This is a genomic window from Janthinobacterium sp. P210006 (assembly GCF_036231885.1).
Lineage (GTDB): Bacteria > Pseudomonadota > Gammaproteobacteria > Burkholderiales > Burkholderiaceae_D > Janthinobacterium > Janthinobacterium violaceinigrum.
Window position 1 is genome coordinate 151,660 of the sequence record NZ_JAZARD010000001.1, and the last position, 25,378, is coordinate 177,037.

Annotated in this window: 26 protein-coding genes and 1 tRNA gene; 14 read left to right on the forward strand and 13 right to left on the reverse strand. The window is 49.1% G+C overall.

Annotated elements, in window-relative coordinates; genetic code table 11:
- Positions 1–13 precede the first annotated feature (13 nt).
- From VPH41_RS00675 to VPH41_RS00720, 10 genes are all read left to right on the forward strand, one after another.
- Complete coding sequence (locus VPH41_RS00675; RefSeq protein WP_328568630.1) at positions 14–1,948, forward strand: SLBB domain-containing protein; 1,935 nt, start codon at positions 14–16, stop codon at positions 1,946–1,948.
- 52 nt (positions 1,949–2,000) lie between these two features.
- Positions 2,001–3,212 carry a GumC family protein gene (locus tag VPH41_RS00680; RefSeq protein WP_328568631.1) on the forward strand — a complete coding sequence of 404 codons (1,212 nt, stop codon included), beginning with the start codon at positions 2,001–2,003 and terminating at the stop codon, positions 3,210–3,212.
- Between the two features lie 86 nt (positions 3,213–3,298).
- Positions 3,299–4,675 (forward strand): MATE family efflux transporter, encoded by a 1,377-nt coding sequence (locus VPH41_RS00685; RefSeq protein ID WP_328568632.1) that lies wholly within the window; start codon positions 3,299–3,301, stop codon positions 4,673–4,675.
- Between the two features lie 10 nt (positions 4,676–4,685).
- The gene (locus VPH41_RS00690; RefSeq protein WP_328568633.1) at positions 4,686–5,246 is read left to right on the forward strand and encodes an acyltransferase; all 561 of its coding nucleotides are present in this window, start codon (positions 4,686–4,688) and stop codon (positions 5,244–5,246) included.
- A 3-nt stretch (positions 5,247–5,249) separates the two neighbouring features.
- Entirely contained in the window at positions 5,250–5,879 is a 630-nt protein-coding gene (locus VPH41_RS00695) for an acyltransferase (RefSeq protein WP_328568634.1), read from the forward strand.
- On the forward strand, positions 5,861–7,009 hold the full coding sequence (locus VPH41_RS00700) for an NAD-dependent epimerase/dehydratase family protein (protein ID WP_328568635.1): 1,149 nt from the start codon (positions 5,861–5,863) through the stop codon (positions 7,007–7,009). Before VPH41_RS00695 ends, VPH41_RS00700 begins: the two co-directional genes overlap by 19 nt.
- 271 nt (positions 7,010–7,280) lie before the next feature.
- Positions 7,281–8,165, forward strand: a complete 885-nt coding sequence (locus VPH41_RS00705) for a glycosyltransferase family 2 protein (RefSeq protein WP_328568636.1) — start codon at positions 7,281–7,283, stop codon at positions 8,163–8,165.
- 36 nt (positions 8,166–8,201) lie between these two features.
- A complete protein-coding gene (locus tag VPH41_RS00710) occupies positions 8,202–9,395 on the forward strand; it encodes a glycosyltransferase (RefSeq protein WP_328568637.1) in 1,194 nt (397 codons plus the stop codon).
- Complete coding sequence (locus tag VPH41_RS00715) at positions 9,392–10,609, forward strand: hypothetical protein (protein ID WP_328568638.1); 1,218 nt, start codon at positions 9,392–9,394, stop codon at positions 10,607–10,609. Before VPH41_RS00710 ends, VPH41_RS00715 begins: the two co-directional genes overlap by 4 nt.
- Entirely contained in the window at positions 10,606–11,526 is a 921-nt protein-coding gene (locus VPH41_RS00720) for a glycosyltransferase family 2 protein (protein ID WP_328568639.1), read from the forward strand. The genes VPH41_RS00715 and VPH41_RS00720 overlap by 4 nt, the downstream gene beginning before the upstream one ends.
- A gap of 408 nt (positions 11,527–11,934) precedes the next feature.
- Here VPH41_RS00720 and rfbD read toward each other — a convergent pair whose 3' ends face one another.
- The 9 genes from rfbD to VPH41_RS00765 all read right to left on the reverse strand — a co-directional run bounded on the left by rfbD (position 11,935) and on the right by VPH41_RS00765 (position 20,437).
- The gene (rfbD, locus tag VPH41_RS00725; RefSeq protein ID WP_442906211.1) at positions 11,935–12,807 is read right to left on the reverse strand and encodes a dTDP-4-dehydrorhamnose reductase; all 873 of its coding nucleotides are present in this window, start codon (positions 12,805–12,807) and stop codon (positions 11,935–11,937) included.
- Positions 12,808–12,845: 38 nt separating this feature from the next.
- On the reverse strand, positions 12,846–13,391 hold the full coding sequence (gene rfbC / locus VPH41_RS00730) for a dTDP-4-dehydrorhamnose 3,5-epimerase (protein WP_152254872.1): 546 nt from the start codon (positions 13,389–13,391) through the stop codon (positions 12,846–12,848).
- A gap of 21 nt (positions 13,392–13,412) precedes the next feature.
- Positions 13,413–14,306 carry a glucose-1-phosphate thymidylyltransferase RfbA gene (gene rfbA, locus VPH41_RS00735; protein WP_328568640.1) on the reverse strand — a complete coding sequence of 298 codons (894 nt, stop codon included), beginning with the start codon at positions 14,304–14,306 and terminating at the stop codon, positions 13,413–13,415.
- Positions 14,306–15,385 carry a dTDP-glucose 4,6-dehydratase gene (gene rfbB / locus VPH41_RS00740; RefSeq protein WP_328568641.1) on the reverse strand — a complete coding sequence of 360 codons (1,080 nt, stop codon included), beginning with the start codon at positions 15,383–15,385 and terminating at the stop codon, positions 14,306–14,308. Before rfbB ends, rfbA begins: the two co-directional genes overlap by 1 nt.
- An 81-nt stretch (positions 15,386–15,466) precedes the next feature.
- Positions 15,467–16,288: a 2OG-Fe(II) oxygenase gene (locus VPH41_RS00745; RefSeq protein ID WP_328568642.1), complete on the reverse strand. Its 822-nt coding sequence runs from the start codon at positions 16,286–16,288 to the stop codon at positions 15,467–15,469.
- Between the two features lie 54 nt (positions 16,289–16,342).
- Positions 16,343–17,806 carry an undecaprenyl-phosphate galactose phosphotransferase WbaP gene (wbaP, locus tag VPH41_RS00750; protein WP_328568643.1) on the reverse strand — a complete coding sequence of 488 codons (1,464 nt, stop codon included), beginning with the start codon at positions 17,804–17,806 and terminating at the stop codon, positions 16,343–16,345.
- Positions 17,807–17,869: 63 nt separating this feature from the next.
- A complete protein-coding gene (locus tag VPH41_RS00755) occupies positions 17,870–19,288 on the reverse strand; it encodes a mannose-1-phosphate guanylyltransferase/mannose-6-phosphate isomerase (RefSeq protein WP_328568644.1) in 1,419 nt (472 codons plus the stop codon).
- A 251-nt stretch (positions 19,289–19,539) separates the two neighbouring features.
- Positions 19,540–19,896: a diacylglycerol kinase gene (locus VPH41_RS00760; RefSeq protein WP_328568645.1), complete on the reverse strand. Its 357-nt coding sequence runs from the start codon at positions 19,894–19,896 to the stop codon at positions 19,540–19,542.
- A gap of 301 nt (positions 19,897–20,197) precedes the next feature.
- On the reverse strand, positions 20,198–20,437 hold the full coding sequence (locus tag VPH41_RS00765) for a hypothetical protein (protein WP_170846353.1): 240 nt from the start codon (positions 20,435–20,437) through the stop codon (positions 20,198–20,200).
- A 299-nt stretch (positions 20,438–20,736) separates the two neighbouring features.
- Between VPH41_RS00765 and VPH41_RS00770 the strand changes: the two genes are divergently transcribed.
- The 4 genes from VPH41_RS00770 (at position 20,737) to VPH41_RS00785 (ending at position 23,153) form a co-directional block, all read left to right on the forward strand.
- A tRNA-Gly gene (locus VPH41_RS00770) sits at positions 20,737–20,810 on the forward strand.
- 516 nt (positions 20,811–21,326) lie between these two features.
- Positions 21,327–22,268: a ParA family protein gene (locus tag VPH41_RS00775; protein ID WP_328568646.1), complete on the forward strand. Its 942-nt coding sequence runs from the start codon at positions 21,327–21,329 to the stop codon at positions 22,266–22,268.
- 8 nt (positions 22,269–22,276) lie between these two features.
- Positions 22,277–22,663, forward strand: a complete 387-nt coding sequence (locus VPH41_RS00780) for a hypothetical protein (RefSeq protein WP_328568647.1) — start codon at positions 22,277–22,279, stop codon at positions 22,661–22,663.
- A 169-nt stretch (positions 22,664–22,832) separates the two neighbouring features.
- Positions 22,833–23,153 carry a hypothetical protein gene (locus VPH41_RS00785; protein ID WP_328568648.1) on the forward strand — a complete coding sequence of 107 codons (321 nt, stop codon included), beginning with the start codon at positions 22,833–22,835 and terminating at the stop codon, positions 23,151–23,153.
- Between the two features lie 76 nt (positions 23,154–23,229).
- On the opposite strand, the gene VPH41_RS00790 is transcribed toward VPH41_RS00785, so the two are convergent.
- The 4 genes from VPH41_RS00790 to VPH41_RS00805 are packed head-to-tail and all read right to left on the reverse strand — an operon-like array spanning position 23,230 to position 24,852.
- A complete protein-coding gene (locus VPH41_RS00790) occupies positions 23,230–24,219 on the reverse strand; it encodes a tyrosine-type recombinase/integrase (protein WP_328568649.1) in 990 nt (329 codons plus the stop codon).
- Between the two features lie 19 nt (positions 24,220–24,238).
- Positions 24,239–24,484 (reverse strand): DUF4224 domain-containing protein, encoded by a 246-nt coding sequence (locus tag VPH41_RS00795; RefSeq protein ID WP_328568650.1) that lies wholly within the window; start codon positions 24,482–24,484, stop codon positions 24,239–24,241.
- A 9-nt stretch (positions 24,485–24,493) separates the two neighbouring features.
- The gene (locus VPH41_RS00800; protein WP_328568651.1) at positions 24,494–24,706 is read right to left on the reverse strand and encodes a hypothetical protein; all 213 of its coding nucleotides are present in this window, start codon (positions 24,704–24,706) and stop codon (positions 24,494–24,496) included.
- The gene (locus tag VPH41_RS00805) at positions 24,700–24,852 is read right to left on the reverse strand and encodes a hypothetical protein (protein ID WP_328568652.1); all 153 of its coding nucleotides are present in this window, start codon (positions 24,850–24,852) and stop codon (positions 24,700–24,702) included. The genes VPH41_RS00800 and VPH41_RS00805 overlap by 7 nt, the downstream gene beginning before the upstream one ends.
- Positions 24,853–25,378 lie beyond the last annotated feature (526 nt).

Genomic DNA, 25,378 nt, shown 5'->3' on the forward strand with positions numbered 1-25,378 from the left:
GACAAAGACCAGCATGAAAAAGCAACTTCGTACTCCCCCGCCTTTCGTGAAGCACATGATTTTCTCGGCGTGCCTGCTGGGCGCCGGCTCCTCCTTCGCCGTCGAGCAGGAGTTTGGCGTGGTCGATACGCCGCGCGCGGATCTTGCACGCGCGCAGGCGAACGAAATGGGCGGCAGCGCCTTGCCCAGCATCCGCAGCGGGCGCGCTGAACAGCGTCAGGTGAAAGGTTTGCCCGGTAGTACCGCCAGCAAACGCGCCGTATCCGATACCGGCATGGATGCGATGCTGGACGCGCCAGTTGGTGCCTTTGAAGAGTACGTTGATGGCGTGACGGGGAAAAAGCTGAGCATTTTCGGCAAGGATTTGTTCAGCGGCGTACCGGCCACCTTTGCGCCGCTCGATGGCGTCCAGGTGAACCAGGAATACGTGATCGGCACGGGCGATGAGTTGCAGGTACGGGGCTGGGGCATGGTCGATATCGACGTCAGTGCCACGGTCGACCGCAGCGGTGCGATTTTCATCCCACGCGTCGGCTCCATCAAGGTCAGCGGCGTGCAATACAAAGACCTGCAGGGCTACCTGAAGAAAGCCATTGGCAAGATCTACACCAATTTCGACCTGACGGCGAGCATCGCACAAACGCGCGCCGTGCAAATCTACGTGGTTGGCCATGCAGTACGTCCTGGCACCTATACCCTCAATTCCATGAGCTCCATGCTCAACGCCCTGTTTACTTCGGGTGGTCCGGACGCTACTGGCAGCATGCGCAATATCCAGCTCAAGCGCGGCAAGGACACCGTCACCACGTTCGACCTGTATGACATGCTGGTCAAGGGTGACAAGAGCCATGACGTCACCCTGCGTGATGGCGACGTGATCTATATTCCTGAAGTGGGCCCGCTGGTGGCCTTGACGGGTAGCGTGAAGCAACCGGCTATTTTCGAATTGAAAGGCAGTTCCAGCCTAGCGGATTTGTTAAGCTGGGCCGGCGGTTTTGATTCTGCCGCGGAAACGAAGCAAGTGATCGTCGAGAAAAACGTCGATAACCAATACAAGACGGTCGTGGAGTTGACCGCCGATAAAGGCATGATCAATAGCCAGTTGGCAGGTATTGCGATCAACCCTACCGATATCCTGCGGGTGTTCGCGCCAGGTGCCGTCCCAGTCCAGGCGCAAATCCAGAATGAATACGTGCGCGTGGCCGGGGAAGCAAAGCAGAGCGGCATTTTTCTGTTGAAAAAAGGCGAAACCCTGCGCGAGCTGGTTGCACGCGTTGGCGGCGCCAATGAAAACGGCTACCTGTATGCCACGCAGCTGAATCGTGAGTCTGTGCGCCGTGCGCAGCAAATCAAACTGAACCAGGTGGCTGACCGTTTCGAGCGCGACCTGGAATCGAACGCAACCCAGCGCATGGCCGCCAGCAGCGACAGGGAGAGTGCGGCGAAAGCTGCGGCCGAAGTGGAACAACAGCGTCGTATCGCGCAAAAATTGCGCAGCATTAAAGCGGAGGGCCGTATCGTCCTCGATCTGCCAGGTGTCGATACTCAAGTCAAAAATCTTCCGGACTTGCCGCTGCAAGATGGTGATTCCATCCTGATTCCGCGCCGCCCTGGCACCGTGGATGTCCTTGGCTCGGTATTCCAGCAAAACGCCTTTGTTTACCGCCCGCAGCGGACAGTGAATGATTATGTTCAACAGGCCGGCGGCATTACGGCGAATGCGGATAAATCCGAAATGTATGTCATTCGTGCCGACGGCACGGCGCAAAGCGGTCAAGGCACTGGATGGTTCAGCGGTATCGGCGGCAGTGCCTTGAATCCAGGGGATACCGTTGTGGTGCCGGAGAAAATCGACCGAAGCACATTTATGCAGAGTCTGAAGGAATGGACTGCGATTTTCTATCAGTTTGGTCTAGGTGCTGCTGGTTTGAAAGTGCTGAAAGATTGATACGGCATTTAGCTGGACGCATATAAAACCATACTCTATTTGAAAGCAAACGATGTCCGAGCATGTGGAAATTCAGAATAAACAACATTCAGTAAATAAAGCGGAAGAGGATGGTATCCATTTACTCGATGTGTGTGCCGCCCTGGTACGCCAGCGAAGAATCATTATCATTCTCCCGTTGATTACAGGTGCACTGGCGTTAACGGCGAGTTTGCTGATGACGCCGAAGTATGTGAGCACGGCTGTCATCATGCCGCCGCAGCAACAGAGTTCTTCTGTTTCCTCGATGTTGGGGCAACTTGGTGGGTTGGCCGGGGGAGTAGGGGGTATTGCTGGATTAAAAAATCCCAATGATTTGTATGTGGGGATGCTGCAAAGCCGAACGATTGCGGATAATTTAATCGAGCGCTACAAGCTCAAGGAGCGCTTCAAAAAAAATACGATGGATGAGACGCGCGAGAAATTGACAAAGATACGTGCCTTATCCAATGGGAAAGATGGCTTGATTGGCATTTCCATCGAAGACAAGGATCCAAAATTTGCCGCGGAGCTGGCTAATGCCCACGTTACAGAATTGGCTGCCTTGACAAAAGGCTTGGCCATTACAGAAGCGTCGAGACGCAGAGCTTTTTTTGAGAAGCAATTGACAGCTGCCAAAGATGATTTGGCGAATGCAGAAGTTGCCATGCGTAAGATGCAGGAATCCACCGGCATGCTCCAGCTGGAAGGCCAGGTAAAAGGAATTATCGCCAATGAAGCTCAGCTTCAGGGCACTATTGCCGCGAAGAATGTGCAACTTCAATCTATGCGTAGTTTTGCGACAATCAATAACCCAGAATATATGCGATTGCAAGAGGAAGTACGCGGTCTGCAAAACCAGTTGGAAAAGCAACAGAATGGCAAGGGGCGGACTGGTGATGTAATGATCCCAAGCGGAAAAATTCCGGAGGCAAGTATTGAGTATGTACGAACTCTGCGCGATGTTAAATATTACGAAACGATTTTCGAATTGCTGGCAAAACAGTATGAACTGGCAAAAATTGATGAAGCCAAGGATTCATCCATGATCCAGCAGCTTGACCTGGCTGTGCCAGCCGAGGAAAAAACAAAACCCAAACCTTTGGCCTTGACAGTGGTGGCATTTATTGGCGGCGGTGTGCTTGCGATTTTGATTGCATTGTTGCGCGATACCTATATTTCATCACGGAAGAGTGAAAAAAATATTCAGCGCTGGCTGGTGCTTAGGAATGCGTGGAAAAAATAATCAATATCGCATGACTTTGATTTTGAAAATATTTTCCCGGTGCCGAATAAATAAACAGATTTTAATGTAAATGGTTTTTCCAACAAATGACGACTGCATCATTACGTAATATTTTTTTAAAGAATGCTGTCGCCAATGTAATCGGTGGTATAGGTTCTGCGCTGTTTAATTTATTGCTTCCAGCGTTGGTGGTGCGATATCTGGGGAAATTGGAATTCTCAGTATGGAGTTTGGCGTTACAGGTATTGATCTATCTGCAGTTGTTCGGTTTTGGTCTGCAAACGGCGATGACAAAATTTATCGCTCATGCACATGAACTGAACGACCTGGATGACCAAAGAAAAACAATGAAGGCCGGGCTTGTTATCGTAACCGGTTTTGTTTTTGTTGCGATGTTCGCAGTGACAGTTCTTGTTATTTTCTATCCATTATTATTCAAGAATATACCGCCGGAATTAATCGGCGAATTTCGTATTTGTATATCGTTGCTGGGAATTTCTGCAGCTTGGCAGCTATTTGCCCTGATACCTATGGGGGTGTTTGTAGGTTTGCATAGAAATATCATTCCAGTAAGTGGGCAATTATTTGTTCGTATGTTCAGTTTGCTTGCTTTATGGCTGGTGTTAAAAAATGGCGCAGGCTTACTCGTACTGTCATTAACCATGGCATTGAGTAGTGCGCTCATTGTGCCAATTAATTTCCTGGCCATACGCCGGTGGGCGTCGGCGTTGATAACGGCGCTGGGGCCGATGGAGAAAAAACGGTTTGGGGATTTGCTGAAGTATTGCGGGAATCTAGCAATATGGAATATTGCCATGCTTTTGGTGAATGGTCTGTCAATAATGATCGTTGGTCATTTTGATTTCAAGAACGTGGCAGCTTATTCCTTGGCATCTACCGTTATTGCGATCATGATCGGTTTGCAGCAGGCAATTATTTCACCATTACTGCCTGCGGGAGCAAAATTAAATGCGCGGGAAGAAACACGGCATGAATTGCCAAAATTAATGATAAGTGCGACGCGTATTTGTATTGCTGGATTGATTCTGTCTGTTATCGGGCTGTATTTTTTTGGCGTCAATTTCTTGCAAGCATGGCTGGGTAAGGGATATAGCGAAGATATACTGAAATTATTATTGATATTGGCAATTGCCAATATGATACGAAATATAGCGCTTCCATATTCAATGTTATTGCTTGCTATTAATATGCAAAAGCAAGTACGCCTTACCGTTTTTGTCGAAGGTGTTGTAACTCTGCTGGCAAGCATAACGCTAGGATATCAATATGGTGCATTTGGCGTGGCATATGGTGCATTAATAGGATCTCTTTCGGGTTTCTTTTGCAATTATATGTTCAACTTCTCTTCAACAAGACTGATTGTTCCGGATATATTTCTATTCACTTTGAAATCTGGCGTTTTTCTTTCTTTGCCTGTGGCTGCATTTATATTGGTATTTTAATGGGGATCTTATGTTTGAAGGGTTAAGGAAATTTTTCTTTTGTGCCAAGAATAAATTTGTCAAAAAATCAAAAACATCTTTCTTCTCAATATATACCAATTCTAAACACATTACTGTTGGCAAAAATGTCACGATAGGGAAAGGATCGGTAATATTCCCTATACGAAACGTGAGCGGTCAGGAGTTTAATGCCCATATTGAAATAGGTGATTTGGTTTATATCGGACATCAGACTCAGCTTCATTCCGTTGGCCATATGAAGATTGGTCGCGGAAGTGTTCTTAGTGATTATGTTTATTTGTCCGATGTCGCCCATGGTTTGTCGCCTGTTAAAGGCCCTATCATGCAGCAACCTTTGGAGTCAAAGGGAGCAGTTATTATTGGCGAGAACTGTTTTATAGGATATGGCGTGGCAATTTTACCAGGAGTACAGCTTGGGGATAGCTGCGTTGTTTCTGCCAGGGCGGTTGTTACAAAATCTTTCCCTGCTTACACAATGTTGGCAGGCAGTCCAGCCAGGATTATCAAGAAATTTGATTTTTCGACTGAAGAATGGGTTTCTGTATATTAAAACATGAATAAATTGAAAAAAATTTTCCAGGAAGATATTTTTAATATTTTCAACTTGTTGGATCTTTTTTTGGTTAGAGTCAAAACGAAATGTTTTTATAAATTGTTTTTTGGTTCGATTGGAAAAAAATCAGTAATTTATAAGCCAACTTTAATTGCCAATCCAAAAAACATCTTTATAGGTGATTTTGTCACTATAAGAAATGGTGCAAGAATAGAGGTAGTGCGAACCAACGGGAATTTTTCGCCGAGGATTTCAATTGGAAATAATGTCAATATTGAACAAAACGTGCATATCGTTTGCGGGTCAAATATATCCATCGGCGACAATGTTTCGATCACTGGTGGTGTAGCAATCGTTGATATTGTTCATCCATACGAAAATGTTGATGATGAGAGCAAAATCGGTTCACGTCTTCAATGTGAAGGAAATTATGTCGATATTGCGGAAAATGTATTTATCGGCTACGGCTCTATAATTATGCCGAATGTTAAAATAGGTAAAAATTCAATAATTGGCGCGCATTCTGTTGTGAATGTAAATGTTCCCGCATTTTCTGTTGTTGCGGGAAATCCGGCAAAAATTATAAAGACGTATTGCTTTAAAGATAAAGAATGGAAAAAAACATCATGAAGATATTAATTACTGGCGGCGCAGGATTTATCGGCTCAAATCTGGCATTGCATTTGGTTAGTCTGGGACATGAAGTCACTATTTTGGATAATTTGTCGCCTCAAATTCATGGCGAAGATCCTGTGGTAACTTCGCCACTATTTCAAAGCATCAAGGATAAGACAAATTTTCTGCTGGGCTCTGTCACTGATGTTGCTGCTTGGGAAAAGGTTTTGCCTGGCCAGGACGCGATTGTGCATCTGGCTGCTGAAACTGGTACGGGACAGTCAATGTATGAAATCAAGCGCTATGTTGATGTGAATATTGGCGGTACCGGAATTATGCTGGATTTGCTGGCGAATGGTCGCTACCAGGTCAAAAAGGTTGTTGTGGCTTCATCGCGGTCGATTTATGGCGAAGGAAAATATCATTCGCCTTCTTTGGGCATCGTCTATCCTGGTGCACGAAAAGATGCGGATATGCAGGTTGGACGCTTTGAACCATTGTGCCCGCAGACGGGTGAAGCTCTGACGTTGTTAGCTACCGATGAAGAATCGAAAATTCATCCGTCATCGGTTTATGGTATTACCAAGCAAAATCAGGAACAAATGGTAATGACCGTTTGTGCTTCCATCGGGATCGGAGCGACAGCGCTTCGCTATCAGAATGTCTTCGGTCCGGGGCAATCCTTGAGCAACCCCTACACAGGCATTTTGTCAATCTTCTCGACACGTATTAAAAATGGCAATCATCTCAATATTTTTGAAGATGGTAAAGAAAGCCGAGATTTTGTTTTCATTGATGATGTGGTCGATGCAACTACGCTGGCGTTGATGGAAGATGCTGCAAACGGGCAAGTTTTTGGTATTGGCTCCGGCGTTGCGACCGAGGTTTTGACCGTAGCTCAAACCTTGGTGCAGCACTATGGTATTGACGTGCCAATTAAGATCACGGGGGCGTACAGGTTAGGTGATATTCGTCATAACTTTGCCGATCTGAGCAAGGCCAATCATTTATTGAAATTTATACCTAAAGTGGATTTCAGTACGGGCATTGCACGTTTTGCCGATTGGGTCAATTCTCAAGATGTATCTGTCGACGGATATGACCAGAGCATTAGCGAAATGAAGAAGCGCGGACTTTATAAGTAATGGTAACTGAGGCAGAAATTTATTCTACTTGATAATTTAAAATTTCATCACCATTGGTGCAATGTGCCATGTGCTGATATGTATTGAATGCAGAAAAGACAGCGTGTCATGCTGCCCATTGCCGCACATGGACGATGTGGCAGTACAAGACATCGCTCAAGATCATACGTTTATATAACGATCATGTTGTCCGTCATCTGCATGATTCGTGTTTTGGTGATCGAAGTAACAAGTAGAGTAATTTGAATTGAGAATTTCAAGGAACTAATTTATGAATCCGCGTGTTGGTTTGGTAACTGTGCTATTTAATAGTGCGGATGTGCTGCCTGGTTTTTTTCAGAGTTTGAGTGCTCAGTCTTATCGTGATTATTGGTTGTATATCATTGATAATAGTTTGGATGAGCTATCCTTCGAATCGGCAAAAAAAGAAATAGAAAAATACAATATAAGAAATGTCACTCTAATTAAAAACGACAAGAATGTCGGTGTTGCTGCTGCTAATAATCAGGGCATCGTTCTTGCTCTGGAGGCGCAATGCGAGTATGTGCTTGTATTAAATAATGATATTGAGTTTGCTGATACGGAATTATTTTCGTCAATGGTTGCAGTTGCCGATGCGAACAATGAAAAGCTGGTTACCCCAAAAATATATTTCTATGACTCAGATTTGATTTGGTGTGCGGGCGGATCGCTCAGCGAATGGCGCGGCGTTGTCCGGCATTATGGCGAAATGCAGCCGGATTCTGAAAAATACTCGAGCGATTGCTATGTCCAGTACGCGCCCACTTGTTTTATGCTGGTACATAAAGACGTGTTTGATCGTGTTGGATTAATGGACGAAAAATATTTCGTATATTACGACGACGTTGATTTTATTTATCGTTCAAACCAGGCAGGATTTAAATTGAAATACTGGGCTGAAGGAGAGGTCCGGCATAAGGTGAGTAGCAGTACTGGCGGAGATGAATCCCCTTTTTCTGTTTATTATACGAATCGTAATAGGATTTATTATATCAGGAAAAATTTCAAAGGCATGAAAAAGTCTGTTGCTATTTCTTATACGGTACTGACGCGTATTGTTAAAATGGCCAATTTTTCAAATCTTAAACGATCGCGGAAAATGTACGACGCGATGATTGCCGGTTTTTTTATGTGAATTCATAAATAAAGATGTATAGTAAAGTGGATTTATATGAAAAAAAATAAAAGCGTGCTGTTGATTTGCTTTGACATACCATTTCCAGACAACTATGGTGGTGTTATCGATGTCTGGAAGAGAATCGTACACTTAAAAAAGATGGGCTTTACTGTTCATGTGATTAGTTTCTATCTGAGTGAAAAAAGATTGCAAGCTTTCAATGAATCAGAAGAGGGGAAATTGGTCGACAGGCATTTTCCGATCAAGTCAAAATTGATGCCGTCGTGGAAATGGATTACCTATCCCTTGTCGATGGCAATTCGATTTTTCAGCGAAAAAGATGCTCGTAATCTTGGAAGCCAGCTTTATTCTCATTACGATTATGTTATCGTTGAGCATACCAAACTGCTGCTGTCATTTTTTACAATGCTTCAGAAATTCAAGATAAGTTTCGGCAAGAAATATTTGCGCATGCATAACTGCGAAGCCGAGTACTATCTGAGCATGGCGCAAGCAGAAAAAGGAATTATTAGAAAGTTATTTTACCGTATTGAGTCATTGAAATATCGGCATTATGAGAAAAAGATGTTGGCGAACCAATTTGTGGATGAAATACTATTTATTTCAGATAGAGACAAGGAAATTATTGGCCCTGTAGACTTGCCGACATCTGTATTGCCTATACTGACAGACCATGCTTATTCCTTGAGTACTTACGAAAATAAAATTAATACATTATTGTTTGTAGGGAATCTTGATCTTTCGGATAATATTGAAGCCGTTAAGAGGCTATATGCATATCTCGCAGATTGGCTGGCACTTAATTCTGATGTGAAACTAGTGATTGCCGGCAAGAAGGTTGAGTCCGATATGAATCCCTTTTCAGATTTTTCGCTTGAAAATGTTGAATTGTTTTTCAATATCAGCAATGATTTCAAAGAAAATCTTATGAATCAGGCAAAGGTATTTTGCTCCTTTTCGATGAATCCTGCAGGAGTGAAACTCAAGACATTGGAGGGGGCTTCATTCGGACTGCCAATACTGGCAAATAATAATGCGGTGAATGGCTCTGGATTGGAAAATTCGGTTCTCAATATCGATTCAATGAGCAAGGAAGATGTATATGCTGAATTGACGAAAATAATGAGAGATGGAGATTATTTTCAGGAGAAAGTCGAATTATTGTTCAAGAGTTACAATGAGCTTGTTGTTGATTCGATAAATTCTTACGATCGTGTATTTTCATGATTATCAAACTCGTTGCATTATTATTGCCGTTAATGATATTCAACACCATTAGTTTTGGTGCCGTTCCTCTTCCTTTTGTAACGCTTTTACTGGCACTTACTTGCGCTATCATGATGTGGAAACGGAAAATCATCCCCGGATTTTCCTATACGGCACCATTGCTTTCCTTGTTGGTAATATCTTTTTGCAAGGCAATATTTTTTCTGGGGACCGATAGCATTGTTGATGTGGTGAAGATATCAACAATGCTGATCGCATTGGCTGGAATATATTTTATTTTCAAAGAAAATTTGCAGGATTTCCTTCAATGGTATTTCTACGCAATGATTTTGATTTTACTATATATGGTATATCAATTTGTTGTATTGGCTGCGGGGCTTGATCGTAGCGCTTGGGGTGTAAATCTGCCGGTGGAAATGTGGAATGCCAACGCCTGGCATGTGTCAATTATAAGAGACGGCATTATTCGTGTTCAGGGTTTTGCTTACGAACCTGCGTATCTGGCAATATTTTTGGGTTTTGCTCTGTTTTGTGCCAATAGTTTTCCTGGTTACAGGAAGTGGACGATTTTCATAGTTGTTGGATTGTTCGCAACAGGCTCAAGAAATACCATGGTTTTTTTGGTGGTTTTTTACGGATTGCTTTTTTCCTATAAAAAATTGAGCGAAAATCTTATCGGTTTTATTTATCTATTATCCTTCTTCTTCCCGGTCGCCACTTTCTTTCTGTTGGATTTGAATGATGGATTTGATGTTTCCATCTTGGCGCGTGCACTGCCATATAAGGTAATTGCGGAGAATATATTTTCTGATTTTTGGTCTAGTCTGATTGGCGTCGCGTCGTATGTGGATGCTATCGATAACAGCGCGTATTTGTATGGTTTTTCTGATGTGGTAATTTCAGAAAAGGTTAATGAAGACCCGAAGAGTTTCATAGCATATTTAATTTTGCATTTCGGATTCCTGGGGTTTTTTGTATTTATATTTTCTCAATGGTGGTTCCTGAGAAGGTCGAAAATTTCATTGATCTATATGACCTCCTTTAATCTTCTTTGCTTCAATATAAATGTATTGTTTTGGCCAATTTATTGGTGTGTGTACGCATTGTCAATAGTGATACAGAAAAAAATCACCGTAGCTACTGAAGATATTTCAAGTAAAAACGATGTAACTGATGCCGAGCACGGCACTTCGATAGGGTTGTTGAAAAAATGACAGATGCTGTTTCGTTTGCAGTTGTAGTGCCAACATTGAATGCTGGCCCGGCTTGGCAGCAATGGATTGATGGCTTGAAGAGTCAATCGGCGACACCGGATAAAGTTTTGATTGTCGATTCGTCTTCCAACGATGCTACTGCGGATATTGCCGCCGCAGCTGGTTATGATGTTTTGCGAATTGAACGGAAAGACTTTAACCATGGAACCACACGGCAGTTAGCGGCTGAAAGGCTGGGTGATGCCGAGATTATTATTTATCTTACGCAAGATGCAATCTTGGCTGACCAAGATGCATTGAAAAATTTGCTCTCCACCTTTGCTGATCCGTCCGTTGCCATTGCCTATGGACGCCAATTACCTCATCGCGATGCAAAGCCTATCGGTGCGCATGCCAGAATTTTTAACTACACTGAGAAGTCCGAGGTGAAATCTGCGAATGATATTTCGCGCCTTGGACTAAAAGTGGCGTTTGTGTCAAATTCTTTTGCCGCATATCGACGAGCTGTACTGATGTCGATTGGTGGGTTTCCTTCGGATAACATTTTCGGCGAGGATACGTATGTATCAGCGAAGGTGATACTGGCGGGGTTGAAGGTGGCGTATGTCTCTGACGCTAAGGTATTTCATTCCCATGATTATTCCGTAATCCAGGACTTTCAGCGTTATTTCGATATAGGTGTTTTCCATTCCCGCGAGCCATGGCTTCGTTCCGCGTTTGGTGGAGCTGAAGGGGAAGGAAAAAGATTTGTTGTCTCGGAACTGAGATTCCTGATGAAAAATGCAATTTTTCTTATTCCATCTTCCATGTTCCGTACGCTTGTTAAATATGTAGGCTATCGTATGGGTTTAATAGAGCATCGTTTGTCGAAAAAAACCAAGCTGAAGCTGAGCATGCATAAAGGTTACTGGTCCTGAGTGACGGATTAATCAGCTGGCGAAAATCTCGCCAGCTTGGCCGCTATGAAGCCATTGCCATGCAGATCGTGCTCTCCTTCACGTCAATACGCCGTTCATGGCCGCGCACTCATCGCCGCTAAGGCATCAGCCTGGTGAAGATGCGTTCAACGCCCCAAGGTCTGGCCTGGATAGCAACGCCTTCTGGCCTTCCAGATGCCAGACCACTTCCATCATCAACTCCAGCAAAGCGGCCTTATCGTGCCATTGCCGGCGGCCGTACCCGGCATCACCGACAGGAGGCGTCATGGAGCAGCAATGGAACGATCAACTGCATCCTTCATTCTTCACATCGGTCGATAGCCTCGCTTGACGGCCACAATGGTTCTGGACTCATCACGACATGCAAGGTATCGCTGTGCTGATTATTTAATCCTGACAAAGAGCTAAGGCATCAGCCCACTGCGGCAGTCCGCAAAACGTATCCATCAGCAGACGCGATGACAGTTGCGAGTTAGTTGGCCGTTTTGCAGGGACAGGATAGTCTTTCGCCAGTATCGGTTTTAACTGAGGTTTTTTCGTCACCGAGGGATGGCCCATAATTGCCTCAGTAAACCCGAACCAGGTGGTTTTTCCCTGCGCCGTCAAATGATACACGCCTGCATGTTCGGACCACCATGCTTGCTGATCTGCATGGACCAGACTTTGTGCCACGATGTGGGCTGTCGTGTCGGCAATGGTACGGCTCCAGGTGGGTGCGCCGAACTGATCTGAAACGATACTCAGTTCGTCACGTTCCCGTGCCAGGCGAAGCATGGTCAGCAGAAAGTTCTTGCCATGCGTGCTGTACACCCAGCTGGTGCGCAGGATCAGGTGCGGAATGCCGGCAGCCTGGATCGCTTGCTCGCCGGCCAGCTTGCTGCTGCCATAGACATTCACAGGGCAGGTCGGATCGGTTTCCGTGTAGGGACGGTCTTTCGACCCGTCGAAGACATAATCAGTGCTGTAATGAATCATTGCAGCGCCTAGTTTCTTTGCTTCTTCCGCCATGACGCCCGGCGCTTCGCCATTGATGCGCATTGCCAGTTCCGGTTCGCTCTCCGCCTTGTCGACGGCCGTGTAGGCAGCCGGATTGACGATCAGCGTAGGTTTGACACGACGGATCACGTCGCGGATCTGGTCCAGATCCGCGAGGTCCATCTGGCTGCGGTCGAGTGCAATGATCTCTCCCAGCCCTTGCAGGCTGCGTTGCAGTTCATAGCCTACTTGGCCGGTTTTTCCTGTAATTAAGATACGACTCATATTTTTCTCGTGAATGGTGGCGCGGCAATACGCGTGACTCAGGCGAAGATGTCCGCATTCGACAGCAGAACGCCGGCCTTGTCCTTACCGGACAGCAGCGGTTCGCCATCGAGCGGCCAGTCGATGCCGATGGCCGGATCGTTCCACAGGATGCTGCGTTCGAACTCCGGCGCCCAGTAGTCGGTCGTCTTGTACAGGAACTCGGCGCTGTCGCTGGTGACCACGAAGCCATGGGCAAAGCCTTCTGGTATCCACAGCTGGCGTTTGTTGGCCGCCGACAAGGTGACTCCTACCCAATGGCCGAAGGTCGGCGAGCTTTTACGCAGATCGACGGCGACGTCGAAGACTTCGCCGGCGGTGACGCGCACCAGCTTGCCTTGTGCCTGCTGAATTTGGTAATGCAGACCGCGCAAGACGCCCTTGGCGGACTTGGAATGATTGTCCTGCACGAAATCGCGCGTGGCGCCAGTCAGTTCGGCAAAGCGCTTCTGATTGAAACTTTCGTAGAAAAAGCCCCGGTCATCGCCGAACACGGTCGGTTCGATAATCAGGACGTCAGGTATGGCGGTGGTTTGAATTTGCATGGTGTGATAAGCCATTCGGCTTTAGTATATTTTTTCTTCCAGCAGGCGCAGCAGATACTGGCCATAGGCATTCTTTTTGAGTGGCTGGGCCAATGCTTCCAGTTTGGCTGCGTCGATGTAGCCGCGGCGGTAGGCGATTTCCTCTGGGCAAGCAACTTTCAGTCCCTGGCGATTCTCGATGGTGGCGATGAATTGGCCCGCTTCGAGCAAGGATTCATGCGTACCCGTATCGAGCCAGGCCATGCCGCGACCCATCAGTTCGACGTTCAGCTGTCCCCGCTCCAGATAGGTGCGGTTCACATCCGTGATTTCCAGTTCGCCGCGTGGGGATGGGGCGATGCCGGCAGCGATATCGCATACCTGGCTATCGTAGAAATACAGGCCCGTGACGGCATAGTTCGATTTCGGCTTGAGCGGTTTTTCCTCGATGCTGATGGCGCGCCGCTGTTCATCGAAATCGACCACGCCATAGCGTTCCGGATCGTGCACGTGATAAGCGAATACGGTCGAGCCGCTGGTGCGTGCCGACGCTTCGCGCAACTGCGTTTCGAAGTCATGACCGTAATAAATGTTATCGCCCAAAATCAGCGCAGATGGCGCATCGCCGACAAACTCTTTGCCGATGATGAATGCTTGCGCCAGGCCGTCCGGGGTCGGCTGTACGGCGTAGCTGAGCTTGATGCCCCACTGGCTGCCGTCGCCCAGCAATTCCTGGAAGCGCGGCGTATCTTGTGGCGTGGAAATGATCAGGATGTCGCGTATGCCGGCCAGCATCAGGGTGGTCAGCGGATAGTAGATCATCGGCTTGTCATATACGGGCAGCAGCTGCTTCGATACGGCCATGGTGACGGGATACAGGCGCGTGCCGGAGCCGCCGGCCAGGATGATCCCCTTGCGTTCGATGGTGGTTCCCATTATTGCTGCTCCTGGGCCGTGTCGCGTGCCGCGTAGTTCTTCTCCACCCATTTCAGGTAGTCGCCCGACTGGACGTCGCGTACCCAGGCCTGGTTATCCAGATACCACTGGACCGTCTTGCGGATGCCGGTGGCGAAGGTTTCGGCCGGTTTCCAGCCCAGTTCGCGCTCGATCTTGCGCGCATCGATGGCATAGCGGCGGTCATGGCCAGGACGATCCTGCACATAGGTGATTTGCTCGCGATAGCTGCCCGATGCTTTTGGATCCAGCGTATCGAGGATGTCGCACAGGGTATGCACGACTTCCAGGTTGGCCATTTCGTTCCAGCCGCCCACGTTGTAGACCTCGCCCAGACGGCCCGCTTCCAGGACGCGGCGAATCGCCGAGCAATGGTCGCCCACGTACAGCCAGTCGCGCACTTGCATGCCATCGCCATAGATGGGCAAGGCCTTGCCGGCACGCGCATTGCTGATGATGAGCGGAATCAGTTTTTCCGGGAAATGGAAGGAGCCATAGTTGTTCGAGCAGTTGGTCGTCAGCACGGGCATGCCGTACGTATGGAAATACGCGCGCACCAGATGATCGGACGCCGCCTTCGATGCCGAATAGGGACTGTTGGGCGCATAGGGCGTCGTTTCCGTAAACGGCGGATCATTCGGTCCCAGGGTGCCATAGACCTCGTCGGTCGAAACGTGCAGGAAGCGGAAGCCGTCCTTGGCCTCGCCCGTCAAGCCGCTCCAATAGGCGCGTGCCGCTTCCAGCAGGCTGAAGGTGCCGTTGACGTTGGTCGAAATGAATTCGCCAGGGCTATGGATCGAGCGGTCGACATGGCTTTCCGCGGCAAAATGCACGATGGCGCGTGGCTGGTGTTCTGCCAGCAGGCGCGAGATGTGCGCGGTATCGCAAATATCGCCACGCACAAAGATATGCCGCGGGTCTTGCGCCAGGCTGGCCAGATTGCTGAGATTGCCAGCATAGGTCAGCTTGTCAAAATTGATCACGGGCTCATCGTTGAGCGCCAGCCAGTCTCTTACAAAGTTGGAACCGATGAAGCCGGCACCGCCAGTTACTAAAATCATATTAAGATCCTTCTGTCCGACATACGAATTTTCAACTCTTCATTGTCGATACTTATTTGAATTTTTGAAAAATTATGCGAATTATTTTTCTTTTTTGTAAACGTGAGGATTCTCGACGATGCCTTTTTTGAATATTTTTCTGACAGCCATTCGTGCTTTAATATCCGCCTGCAAGAAGATATCGCGTAAAACCTGTTCCGGCCGTCCGCGGAAGGATGTCACGTGGAATTGATCCGTGCTTCTTAAGGATTCATCCGAAAAATAATAGTTTGAGACGCAACCGCGCGCGCTGCCATTGGATGAAATAGGGCTTACTGAATGCCAAGAAGCATCATGTGTCGCCATGACGGCAAGCCGATTAAATTTGCTGTGAATCGTGATTTGCGGGTTCTGCAAGCCATCGGGCCATATTTCAAGATTGCCGCCATTTTCAATAGGCCACTCAGGAGTCACATAATATAAAAGATTCAATACGCGCCAACGTTCACGCTCTTTATCGTGCGAGTTATCCAGATGCGGATTCAAGAAATGCTTGTCTCCCATCAATGAGATACCGCCAGCGTATAAGTTTTCGTCGGGATACAGTCCCGATATTTTGCAGATTTTTGAAATCAATTCAACCACACGTGGGTCTTGAAACGCATAAATCGCTTCTTCCAGAATGGGATTGTATTGATCCATTTGTGCCGCAATGAATTTATACTCTTTGAGACTTTTTTTAAGTCTCATATTTTTTCCATCTGGAAAGCAGCTGAATATATTTCTTGCTATGTCGTCAGGCAATAAGTCATCTATATAAAAATATCCGATCTTTTCCTTTGAGTTTTCGTACTGCAAAGATATTTCATCAATGGAGGACTGTATTTTATTTACAATAATGTCAGCAATCTCAAGTCGATTCATTTTTCACCTCGGAGTTGTTGGATTTTTAACGTGTATATCGATATAAAACAATGGCTAATACGCGCCATCTTTCTTGAAAATGACTTTAACCGTTTTCAGCAGGATGACGATGTCATTGAATAAAGACCAGTTCTTGACATACCAGGCATCGAGATAGACGCGGGTATCGTAGCTGACATCGTTTCTGCCGCTCACTTGCCATAGGCCGGTGACCCCCGGTTTTGCCTCCAGATAATAGTCGATCTGGTTGCCATAGCGTTCCAGTTCGGCATCGACTACAGGTCGTGGCCCGACCAGGCTCATCTCTCCCTTCAGGACGTTCCATAGCTGCGGCAATTCATCGAGACTGGTGCGGCGCAGGAAGTGGCCGATCGAGGTGATGCGCGGGTCGTTTTTCAGCTTGAAATCACGGTCCCATTCGGCACGGGCTTCAGGATCGCGCTCCAGTAACTCCTTGAGCAAGACGTCCGCGTTCACGGCCATGGTGCGGAATTTGTAGCACAGGAAATGTTTGCCATTCTGTCCCACGCGCTTGTGGCCGTAGAAGACGGGACGGCCCGATGCCATGACCTTGGCGGCGATCCACAGCAAAATGGGAGCGCCAACGATCAGCACGCCGATCGAAGCGGTCAGGTCAAAGCAGCGTTTGATCAGTTGCAAGCCGGGCCGCGCCAGGTTGTTGCGCATGGTCAGCAGCAGTACTTCATGCGTAAAGAAATGGTTGACCTCCATGCCGTACAGGGGCAAGCCGCGTACGGCCGGTACTACTTGCATATTGGCAACGCAACGGCTGATCTGCTGGATCATGCCTTGATAAGCGTCAATGCCACCTTGCTCCAGAGCCACCACAGCGTGGGGGTCTCCAAGCAGCTTGAGTGTCTGTTCTGGACTGTTGCCAAGCGGAATACACGGCACGCTCTGTTTATTGCGGTTGACATAGTGATGGTCGAAGCGCTCCTGGCCTTCAGGAATCAGGAAGGCAATCAGGCGATAACCCATCAAGGCTTCTTCATCGAAGGCGCGCGCTGTTTGCAAGGCATTGTCACCCCAACCGATGATGACCATGGGGCGTATCCAGCCGCCAGCTTTCATCAGCAGGTATTTGACGATGCCACGCAGCAGCAAGACACAGCAAGGTACCAGCAACCAGGAGGCCAGCAGCGCCGCGCGTGAAGAATCACGTTTGTCGAGGAATACCAGGGCCGCGTCGATCAGGCCCATCACCATGGCAATTTTCAGCAGCTCCTTGATTTCATTGGAGTAAGGGCGGCGCTTGGCATGGTGGCCCTTCAATTTAAAGATCCCCAGGGTGATCAGCGATAGCAGGCTGTAGCTGAGCATACGCGAGCTATCCAAGCCCCAGCTGTTCAGCTCGGCGGTATCGAGGAGCCATGTTCCTGCGAGCCAGAATGCAGCAAACATGGCGAGTGCATCCGCAAAGGTGAGGAAATATTTCTCTGCCCTGCTGCTGCAATACCATTTCACTTCTTGTACAAAGATGCCTTCGATTGGTTTCATGATGACTTGCTAAACCTTATAAACTTCAGTGTGAATTGCTGGCTATGCCGCTTGTCCGCTCGGTCAGACGCGACCGTAACGGTCTTCAAAGCGGACGATATCGTCTTCCCCCAGATAGCTGCCCGATTGAATTTCAATTAACTCCAGCGGTACTTTTCCCGGGTTGGCCAGCGAATGGACGACACCGAGGGGGATATAGGTAGATTGGTTCTCGGTCAACAAGTAGGTTTTGTCGCCATTGGTGATCTCGGCCGTGCCTGATACTACGATCCAGTGTTCGGCACGATGGTGGTGCATCTGCAGCGATAACTTCGAGCCAGGCTTGACGGTAATGCGTTTGACCTGGAAACGTTCGCCATTACCAATAGAATCATAGGAGCCCCACGGCCGGAAGACTTCGCGGTGCATGGTGGCCTCCGGGCGCTCTCTGGCAATCAACTGGGCGACCATGGTCTTGGCATATTGCGCCTGGGCCGCATCCATGACCAGCACGGCATCGGCGGTTTCCACGATAACAGTATTGCGCATGCCAATGGCGGTGACCAGGCGGCTATTGCCGTGGATCAGGCAATCGTTGCAATCCTGCATCAACACGTCGCCTTGCGCACTATTGTTATTGGCATCCTTTTCCGCGACATCGAAGACGGCGGCCCAGGAGCCGATATCGTTCCAGCCAGCATCAAGGGTGACGGTTGCCGCAAGGTCGGTGCATTCCATGACGGCATAGTCGACGGCAATGTCGGGGCTGGCAGCGTATGCGTCGCTATCCAGGCGAATGAAGTCGCGGTCACGCTTTGCGTTGGCGAAGGCGGCGCGGCAGGCAGCCAGGACGGCGGGTTGGTAGCGCTCCAGCTCTGCCAGATAGCGGCTGGCACGGAACAGGAAGATGCCGCTGTTCCAGAGGTAGTCGCCGCTGGCAACATACTGTTCTGCCAGGGGCAAGGCAGGCTTTTCCACGAAATCAAGCACGCGCCGGACTAGCTCGCTGGCGTCTCCTTCGGCGCGAATATAGCCATAGCCCGTTTCTGGTCCCGTTGGGGTAATGCCGAACGTGAGTAAATTACCTTCTTCCGCGGCAGTACGTGCCAGTGCAATGGCGCGGTGGAATGCGGGCGCATCCAGGATCACATGGTCGGCAGGCTGTACCAGCAGTACCGGGTCATCGCCGTTGGCCATCGCCTGCAGGGCGGCCGTGGCGATGGCCGGTGCGGTATTGCGGCGCATGGGCTCGAGCAGCATGCGACTTTCCTCCAGCCCGATCTCACGTAGTTGCTCCGCCACGATGAAACGCGATGACTCGTTACATACCAATAGCGCAGGCGCCACATTGTCGATGCCTGTCAGTCGCTGCAATGTCTGTTGCAGCATGCTGTCCTGACCGGAAAGGCGCAGAAATTGCTTCGGAAACGCTTCGCGCGACAGTGGCCATAAACGCGTGCCGAAACCGCCGCAAAGAATCACCGGTACGAGGGGAGTATTCATTTATGCTTCTGGATAAATTTAAACTGCATTATTTAGTGCAACTGAATGGTTAATCATTCGACATAGATAGAGATTTGCCGAGTATTCTGCGATCGCATGGGAACGGTGGACGTTCGCATCGGTCAAATACTGCAGGGAGGGGTCTATCCTAATAAGTTATTGATTTCTTTGTATTTTTGGTCACTGTGCCTATTTGCCAGCAACGCATTTTATTCGGTATGACATTGTAGATTGCCAGGCCGTTTCCCTTCCTAGCGCACAACGTTTTCCACCAAAAAAGCAACAAACACGCACAGTGCCGTCAAACTGAGGAGCAAGACAGCGCCTGCTGCGCAGTCTTTTGCAATCTTGATGCTTGGGTGCAGGGACGGGTGGACGTGATCGATCAGGTGCTCAAGCGCGGTGTTGAACAGTTCCGCCGCCAAGACCATGCCGCAATTAAGCAAGAGCAGGGCCCACCAGATCAAGGGCGGTTTGCTCCAGGCCAGCACGACGACGACCATCAGGGCGGCCAGACACTGCAGGCGAAAGCTCGATTCCGCGCGGAAGGCAGCATTGATGCCTTGCAGGGCAAATCCCATGCGCCTGAAGAGGGGCTGGTTCTTCATGGCAACTGAAGCGATGGAGCGGGGTATTTCACGAACATGAAAGCGGATCTCTTAATGAATAGATGAGCATCGCAGGCATGGCCATACGAAGGACATCATTCGTCCACAACAGAAAGACTGATGCTGATCTTTTTGATGTTTGATAAAAAGTAAAAAAGCCCGTTTTCAAATGAAAAGGGCTTTTGTTGTAAGAAATTACATGTTTTTGGCATGTTAGTTCTTACGGTACCAGGCCTTCACCTTTCGGCTCGACATCAAGCTGCAGGATCGACCTACCTGTCGCTGCCTGGGCAGCCAGGTATTAATGGTGGGTTGGGGTCGTGTGCGCGGTGGTCGAATCCGAGCTAGCTGCACCTGCCACAACGGCAACTGCTGCGCCGATTGCGATCATGGTGCTGACGCTCAGGCCGGCAACGGTGGTGCCGGCAGCGGCGCCAGCAGCTGGGGCTGCTGCAGCTGGTGCAGGGGCTGGCGTCGATTGAGCCATGGCTTGTGCGGAAGCGAAGCACAGGATTGCCGAAGCGATCAGAATTTTCTTCATGGGATATCCTTTTAGGTTGAACAGCGGGAATGCTAAACTGTCACACGATTGTAGCAACATTTCTCTTGCTAGTCTGCGCCGCACAGTGTGTGGCGACAATAATTTATTCTAATTTTGCTACATACCTGATCATTCAGCGCGTCTGCAGGCCTGAGATGTTGTTCTCTATCAACAAAAACGGGACCTTGCCGGGGTGGCAGCCCATGTTCTTTGTTACATATCGCGGGAATTGCTGATGCATGCGGAAGCGATCCACAAGTTTGCCAAGTACTTGCCATCCCGCGTAAAATGCAGGCTTCGCGGGTGTAGCTCAATGGTAGAGCAGAAGCTTCCCAAGCTTACGACGAGGGTTCGATTCCCTTCACCCGCTCCAATGAAAAACGGCGAAAAACCTGCTTTCGCCGCTCCACAAAGTCAATCCCGCTCCACAAAATTGCATATTGGGCCTATTCGTAGTTGAATAAGCCTCTTCTGTCGCCCCTTAGAAGTTGGGATTGCGGTGATCGTTATCTTCGACTCGACGGCGTCATCTTGCCTTGTTCGCGTTCCTGATGAAATGCCCTCAGAAGACGTTTCTTGTCAATGCTCCAAGCCATCGGCTCAGGATTGCGCTGATTCCAACCGCTAACTGGGCTATACCTTTATTTTCGGCCTGGCACAGGCTTTTGCCCTTGCGTGACAAAGTGTGTGTTTTGCCGTTTGGCAATTTGTTATCCTTCGTGGCCGGTCCGGGTAGCGGCAGACGGCAGAGGCGCCATTGGCACACTGTCTGCCTACTGGGCCTTCCAATATGGCTTCCATTATTTAGCTCGCAGCCGCGTCAATCTCACGCGTGATGCGTCACGGCCACTACCCATACATATCCGAAGTAAATATCAAAGGACACAAAATGCCCATAGTCGTTAGCATGATCAACTGGAAAGGCGGGGTCGGGAAAACTTCCCTCACGCTTCACCTGGCGGCCGGTCTCGCCTCCAGGCATTCGAAGCGAGTTCTGTTGATCGACTTAGATGCGCAGTGTAATCTTTCTTTCCTAGCTGTTGGCCTTTCGGCGTACGTTAGTCACACATACACAAATAATGGCCCAACTTTGAAGACTGTCTTTGACGAGTACTTCGACAGAAAACAAGCTAATCCGGACGACGTCATACTGAAACAGCAGGTTCGTGCCCGGGCAGGAAAAGTATATACTAAAGTTGGAATTGTCCTTTCTCATCAAGAACTGACACTTTTGGATATGAAACTTGCACGTGAGAAACGTTCTGGAAAAGATCACAGAGAAGAGACAGGATTCGAAATTGATAAGCTTTCTGTTATCAAGAACATCATAGATAGGGTGGCGGACGAATATGATTACGTGCTTCTCGATTGTCCGCCAAACGTAAATCTTGTTACTCAGAATGCGTTTTTTGCAAGCGACTACTATGTGGTGCCGGCAATTCCCGACTTTTTGTCTACAGTAGGTATATCGCAGATCACAAAATACATGGATCAGTTCAATCAAGACTATCGATCCATGTGGGCTTACGCCGGGTTACCGGGGACATACGTTGAGACAAAGTTCGGTGGCATTATTTTCAATATGGTCGATGAGTACGGCGGAGGACCTAAGAGCGGGCATCAGCAGATCATGACGTCGGTTACCTCCCAACTTGGATCGAGTGCTATTTTTGAAAACTATGTTACTGATGGTGATGGTATGTCAGCAGCGGCTCAGGTTAACTTACCTGTTTTCGCTTTTAGCGACTTGCCTCGTTCCCAGCCAAACGCAGAGAAACAAGCTACTTACATGGAGCGAGTCGTTGACGAGTTTTTTAACCGGATCGTGTAAATTACATAATGAGAACCCACGAACTTTCAAGATATCTTGAGCAATTGGCTCGCTTGCTGCGCAAGCTTCCAGATACTGAGCTTGATCAGAAGAAAATGTCTTTTTTGCAGGATTTTCTTCCTGGCATGGCACCCGTAAAGAAAAAAATGGTGCGATCGCTCCCGATTGACATTCAGGATCGGCTCGCTACTATGTCTCCCGCCGAAATTGAAGATTTTTTACTGTCAGAAGATGAGGAATTCACTGTAGGTAATTTGTCGGAGCTGGCTGAACGTATTGGGCTTGCATCTTCAAAGCGTCAAAGTAAGAATGCCCTAGTAAATATGATTGCTCGCCACTATGAAGCCTTAAGGATGCATAGCATTATGCGAAATTCTGGACCGACTAATACATAAATAGGCATTGAGATACATAGCCCAGCAATTCGGGCTTTGCCCTCTCATGACCAGTATCCAAGGCCACTCTCAGCGCTGGAGAGCTTTCATTCAGTTCTTTGACGGGGCGCTTTCATCCATGTGGTCAAATTATCGAACATCAAAACAGCAATACCGAATGGTCCACTAAATGAAAAAAATGGAGGAAATAGCAAAGTTCCATGCGCTGTTCGAGCTTACTTTTATGCGAAAAATTGATCTATCCAGAGAGATGCAATTTCAGCTAAAAGTATTGGCCGACATGGGGGTTGAGACTAATAATGAGATCCACAACCGTGATCGGCGAAAATCCATTTCAATTGTCCAAGCGGAACGTGCACTAGCTTCGGTGCGACAAGCCGCAGGTATTGATTGTGCTCCACTATCAAAGCAGCCTTCCATCAGCGATGAGGAATGTGAGCTATCGCATGAAGCGGCGGTAGCCGCTTATATGCGTGCGACTGGCAAGTGACGGTATAGTTCCCTTCAACCCGATCAACGGTAGTTGAGGTGACGCTGTAAAACAGCGGCATTATTCCACTTGTGCTTTATTTCGTCGGAGCCACAATCTTCCCTCGCCGCAGATAGTGTCGCTGGGTTGTTTTCACACTGTCGTGCCCTAAAAGATCGCTCGCCGCTTGGTCGCCACGATCATCTGAAGTATCATCGGCCGCCTTCGCGCGCAGGTCGTAAAACCAAAATGCCATGATGTCTTGCGCCAGTTCCGGCACATGTTCCGCCGCCCGCTTTTTTGCCGTGTCAAAGTGCGTGCGAAGCGCTGGTGCGGTCAGGCGCTTGCCGTGGATATTGGTCTGTAGTGAACCTGTCACAATTTTGTGTGTGGCCTTGCGCACCCGGATGCGATCCATCAGCTTGGCTAGTTCCCCAGTGATGGTGATGCGCAGCGGCTGCTTGGTTTTTTCCTGCGTAATGATCAGGTGCCCATCGATGATGTCTTGTTCCGTCATGCGCAGCGCATCCGCTGGACGCTGACCTGTCAGGTAGGCCAGGTCCATCGCGTCCCGTAGCGGCGCGCTGCCGTGCATGCGTACAGCGGAGAACACTGCATCCGTAATGTACACGGTGCGCTTTGCCAGTGAATGCCCCTGGATGCCCTCGCAAGGGTTCGGCAGGCTCGTGTAGCCCCACCCGCGCGCATGGTTCCACATGGTAGAAAATACCCGTTTGCAACGGTTGGCGGTGGTCGGCTTGTCGGCGTGGTCGTCGAGGAACTGTCGAATGTGCATAGGCTTGATCTGGTTCAGCGGCGCCCCGGCAAATGCGGCCAGAAGGTGCTTGATGTCTGATCGGTACATGCGCGCCGAACTGGCGGCGAGTTTTGGAACCGCTTCAACCAGGTAGCGCGTTTCGACATCTGAGAACGTCGCGTTAGCGGTGAGCTCCACTACGATGTTTAGCTCAGCATATTTTTTCAAGGCCAAAATGAAGTCGGGCCCAAGCGGGATTTCTTTGCGCGGCTTATCCTTCGTGTACATGTAGTAATACACCCTGCCGCTGCGCTGGGTGCGCGGGTGCATGTTCGGCGGCATGTTCAAATTACGTGTGTTTCGTCGGCCCATTTTTATTGATCCTTGGCATTACCCATGTTTTTTCCCGTGGCGCTTCCTTGCGCCCCTCAACTGCAGCAACCGTGACAACCGGCCGCCCGATGGCATTGACCCAAAAGGGGAGACCCATCTTCCGCAGCGCCTCAATTTGCTTCGTTTTCATCTTGCGGCCAGTTAGGGCGCAAATATCGTCCATCGACAGGAAGGTGGCATTCGTCGCGATGCGGTCCGCCATACCGTGTCCCTAACTCAATGCGGGCAAGATTGCCGCCAGCGGCACGGCCCGGAACATGCCTGCCCAATGGTGGTCCAGCTCTACCCAGGCATGCAACTCACCATTACCCACGTCGCGGCGTAGGTCGTTGACGATGCCGGCCTGGTAGCCTTCATCGGTATCGAATGTCACGCGGTCGCCCAGGGCTATTTTCCGCGGTGAATCGGTTAGGGTGGTCAGCATTGCGGTGCTCCTTTCAGTTTGGCGGTAACGCCGCACACGCCGTAGCGGTCGATGGCGGCGTCGATCACGTCGCCGCTGGATGCGGCAACCTCAAAAAATTCAAAGCGTTCGGTTTGCGTGCGAACGATCACGGCAAAGATGCTCATGTGGCTTTTCCTCTCGTGGGGGACGTATCGGTGACGATCACGCGCGGGTAGGGGCAGGCGTTTAGCCTCGCCACTTCGAAAAGCAAATCGATCTTTTCTTAGTCGCCCGGGATCCGGGGGAATGGGCACAGATTGTTGTGTGCTGCACAAGCCCAAATCGCGGTTCGCTCTTCATCACAGATCGCCCGTACGATGTCGGGGCTGCGATCCGGCGGGGCAGGGCGGTCGGGGTGCGTACAGTTATTTACACGAGTCCGAGAAAGAGCAGGCGGCGAAGGCCCGCGCCGGCCGCCCAGGATGACCGCCACACCGCGCTGGCCGGCAGGGTAGGGCTGCGATAACCCAGTCGAGCCGGAACGTTCCAGCTACCCCACAGGCCGCCCACGAGGCGGCTTTTTCACGTCCCGACGAATGATGTTGTCATTGGAGCAATAAAAAGGCCATTTCGGCCCGGCGCGCGCAGTTGTCCCCCTCCACACCTGCCCGCTATATAGGGCTCTTTTGACTCAAATGTGCGCCATGGCCG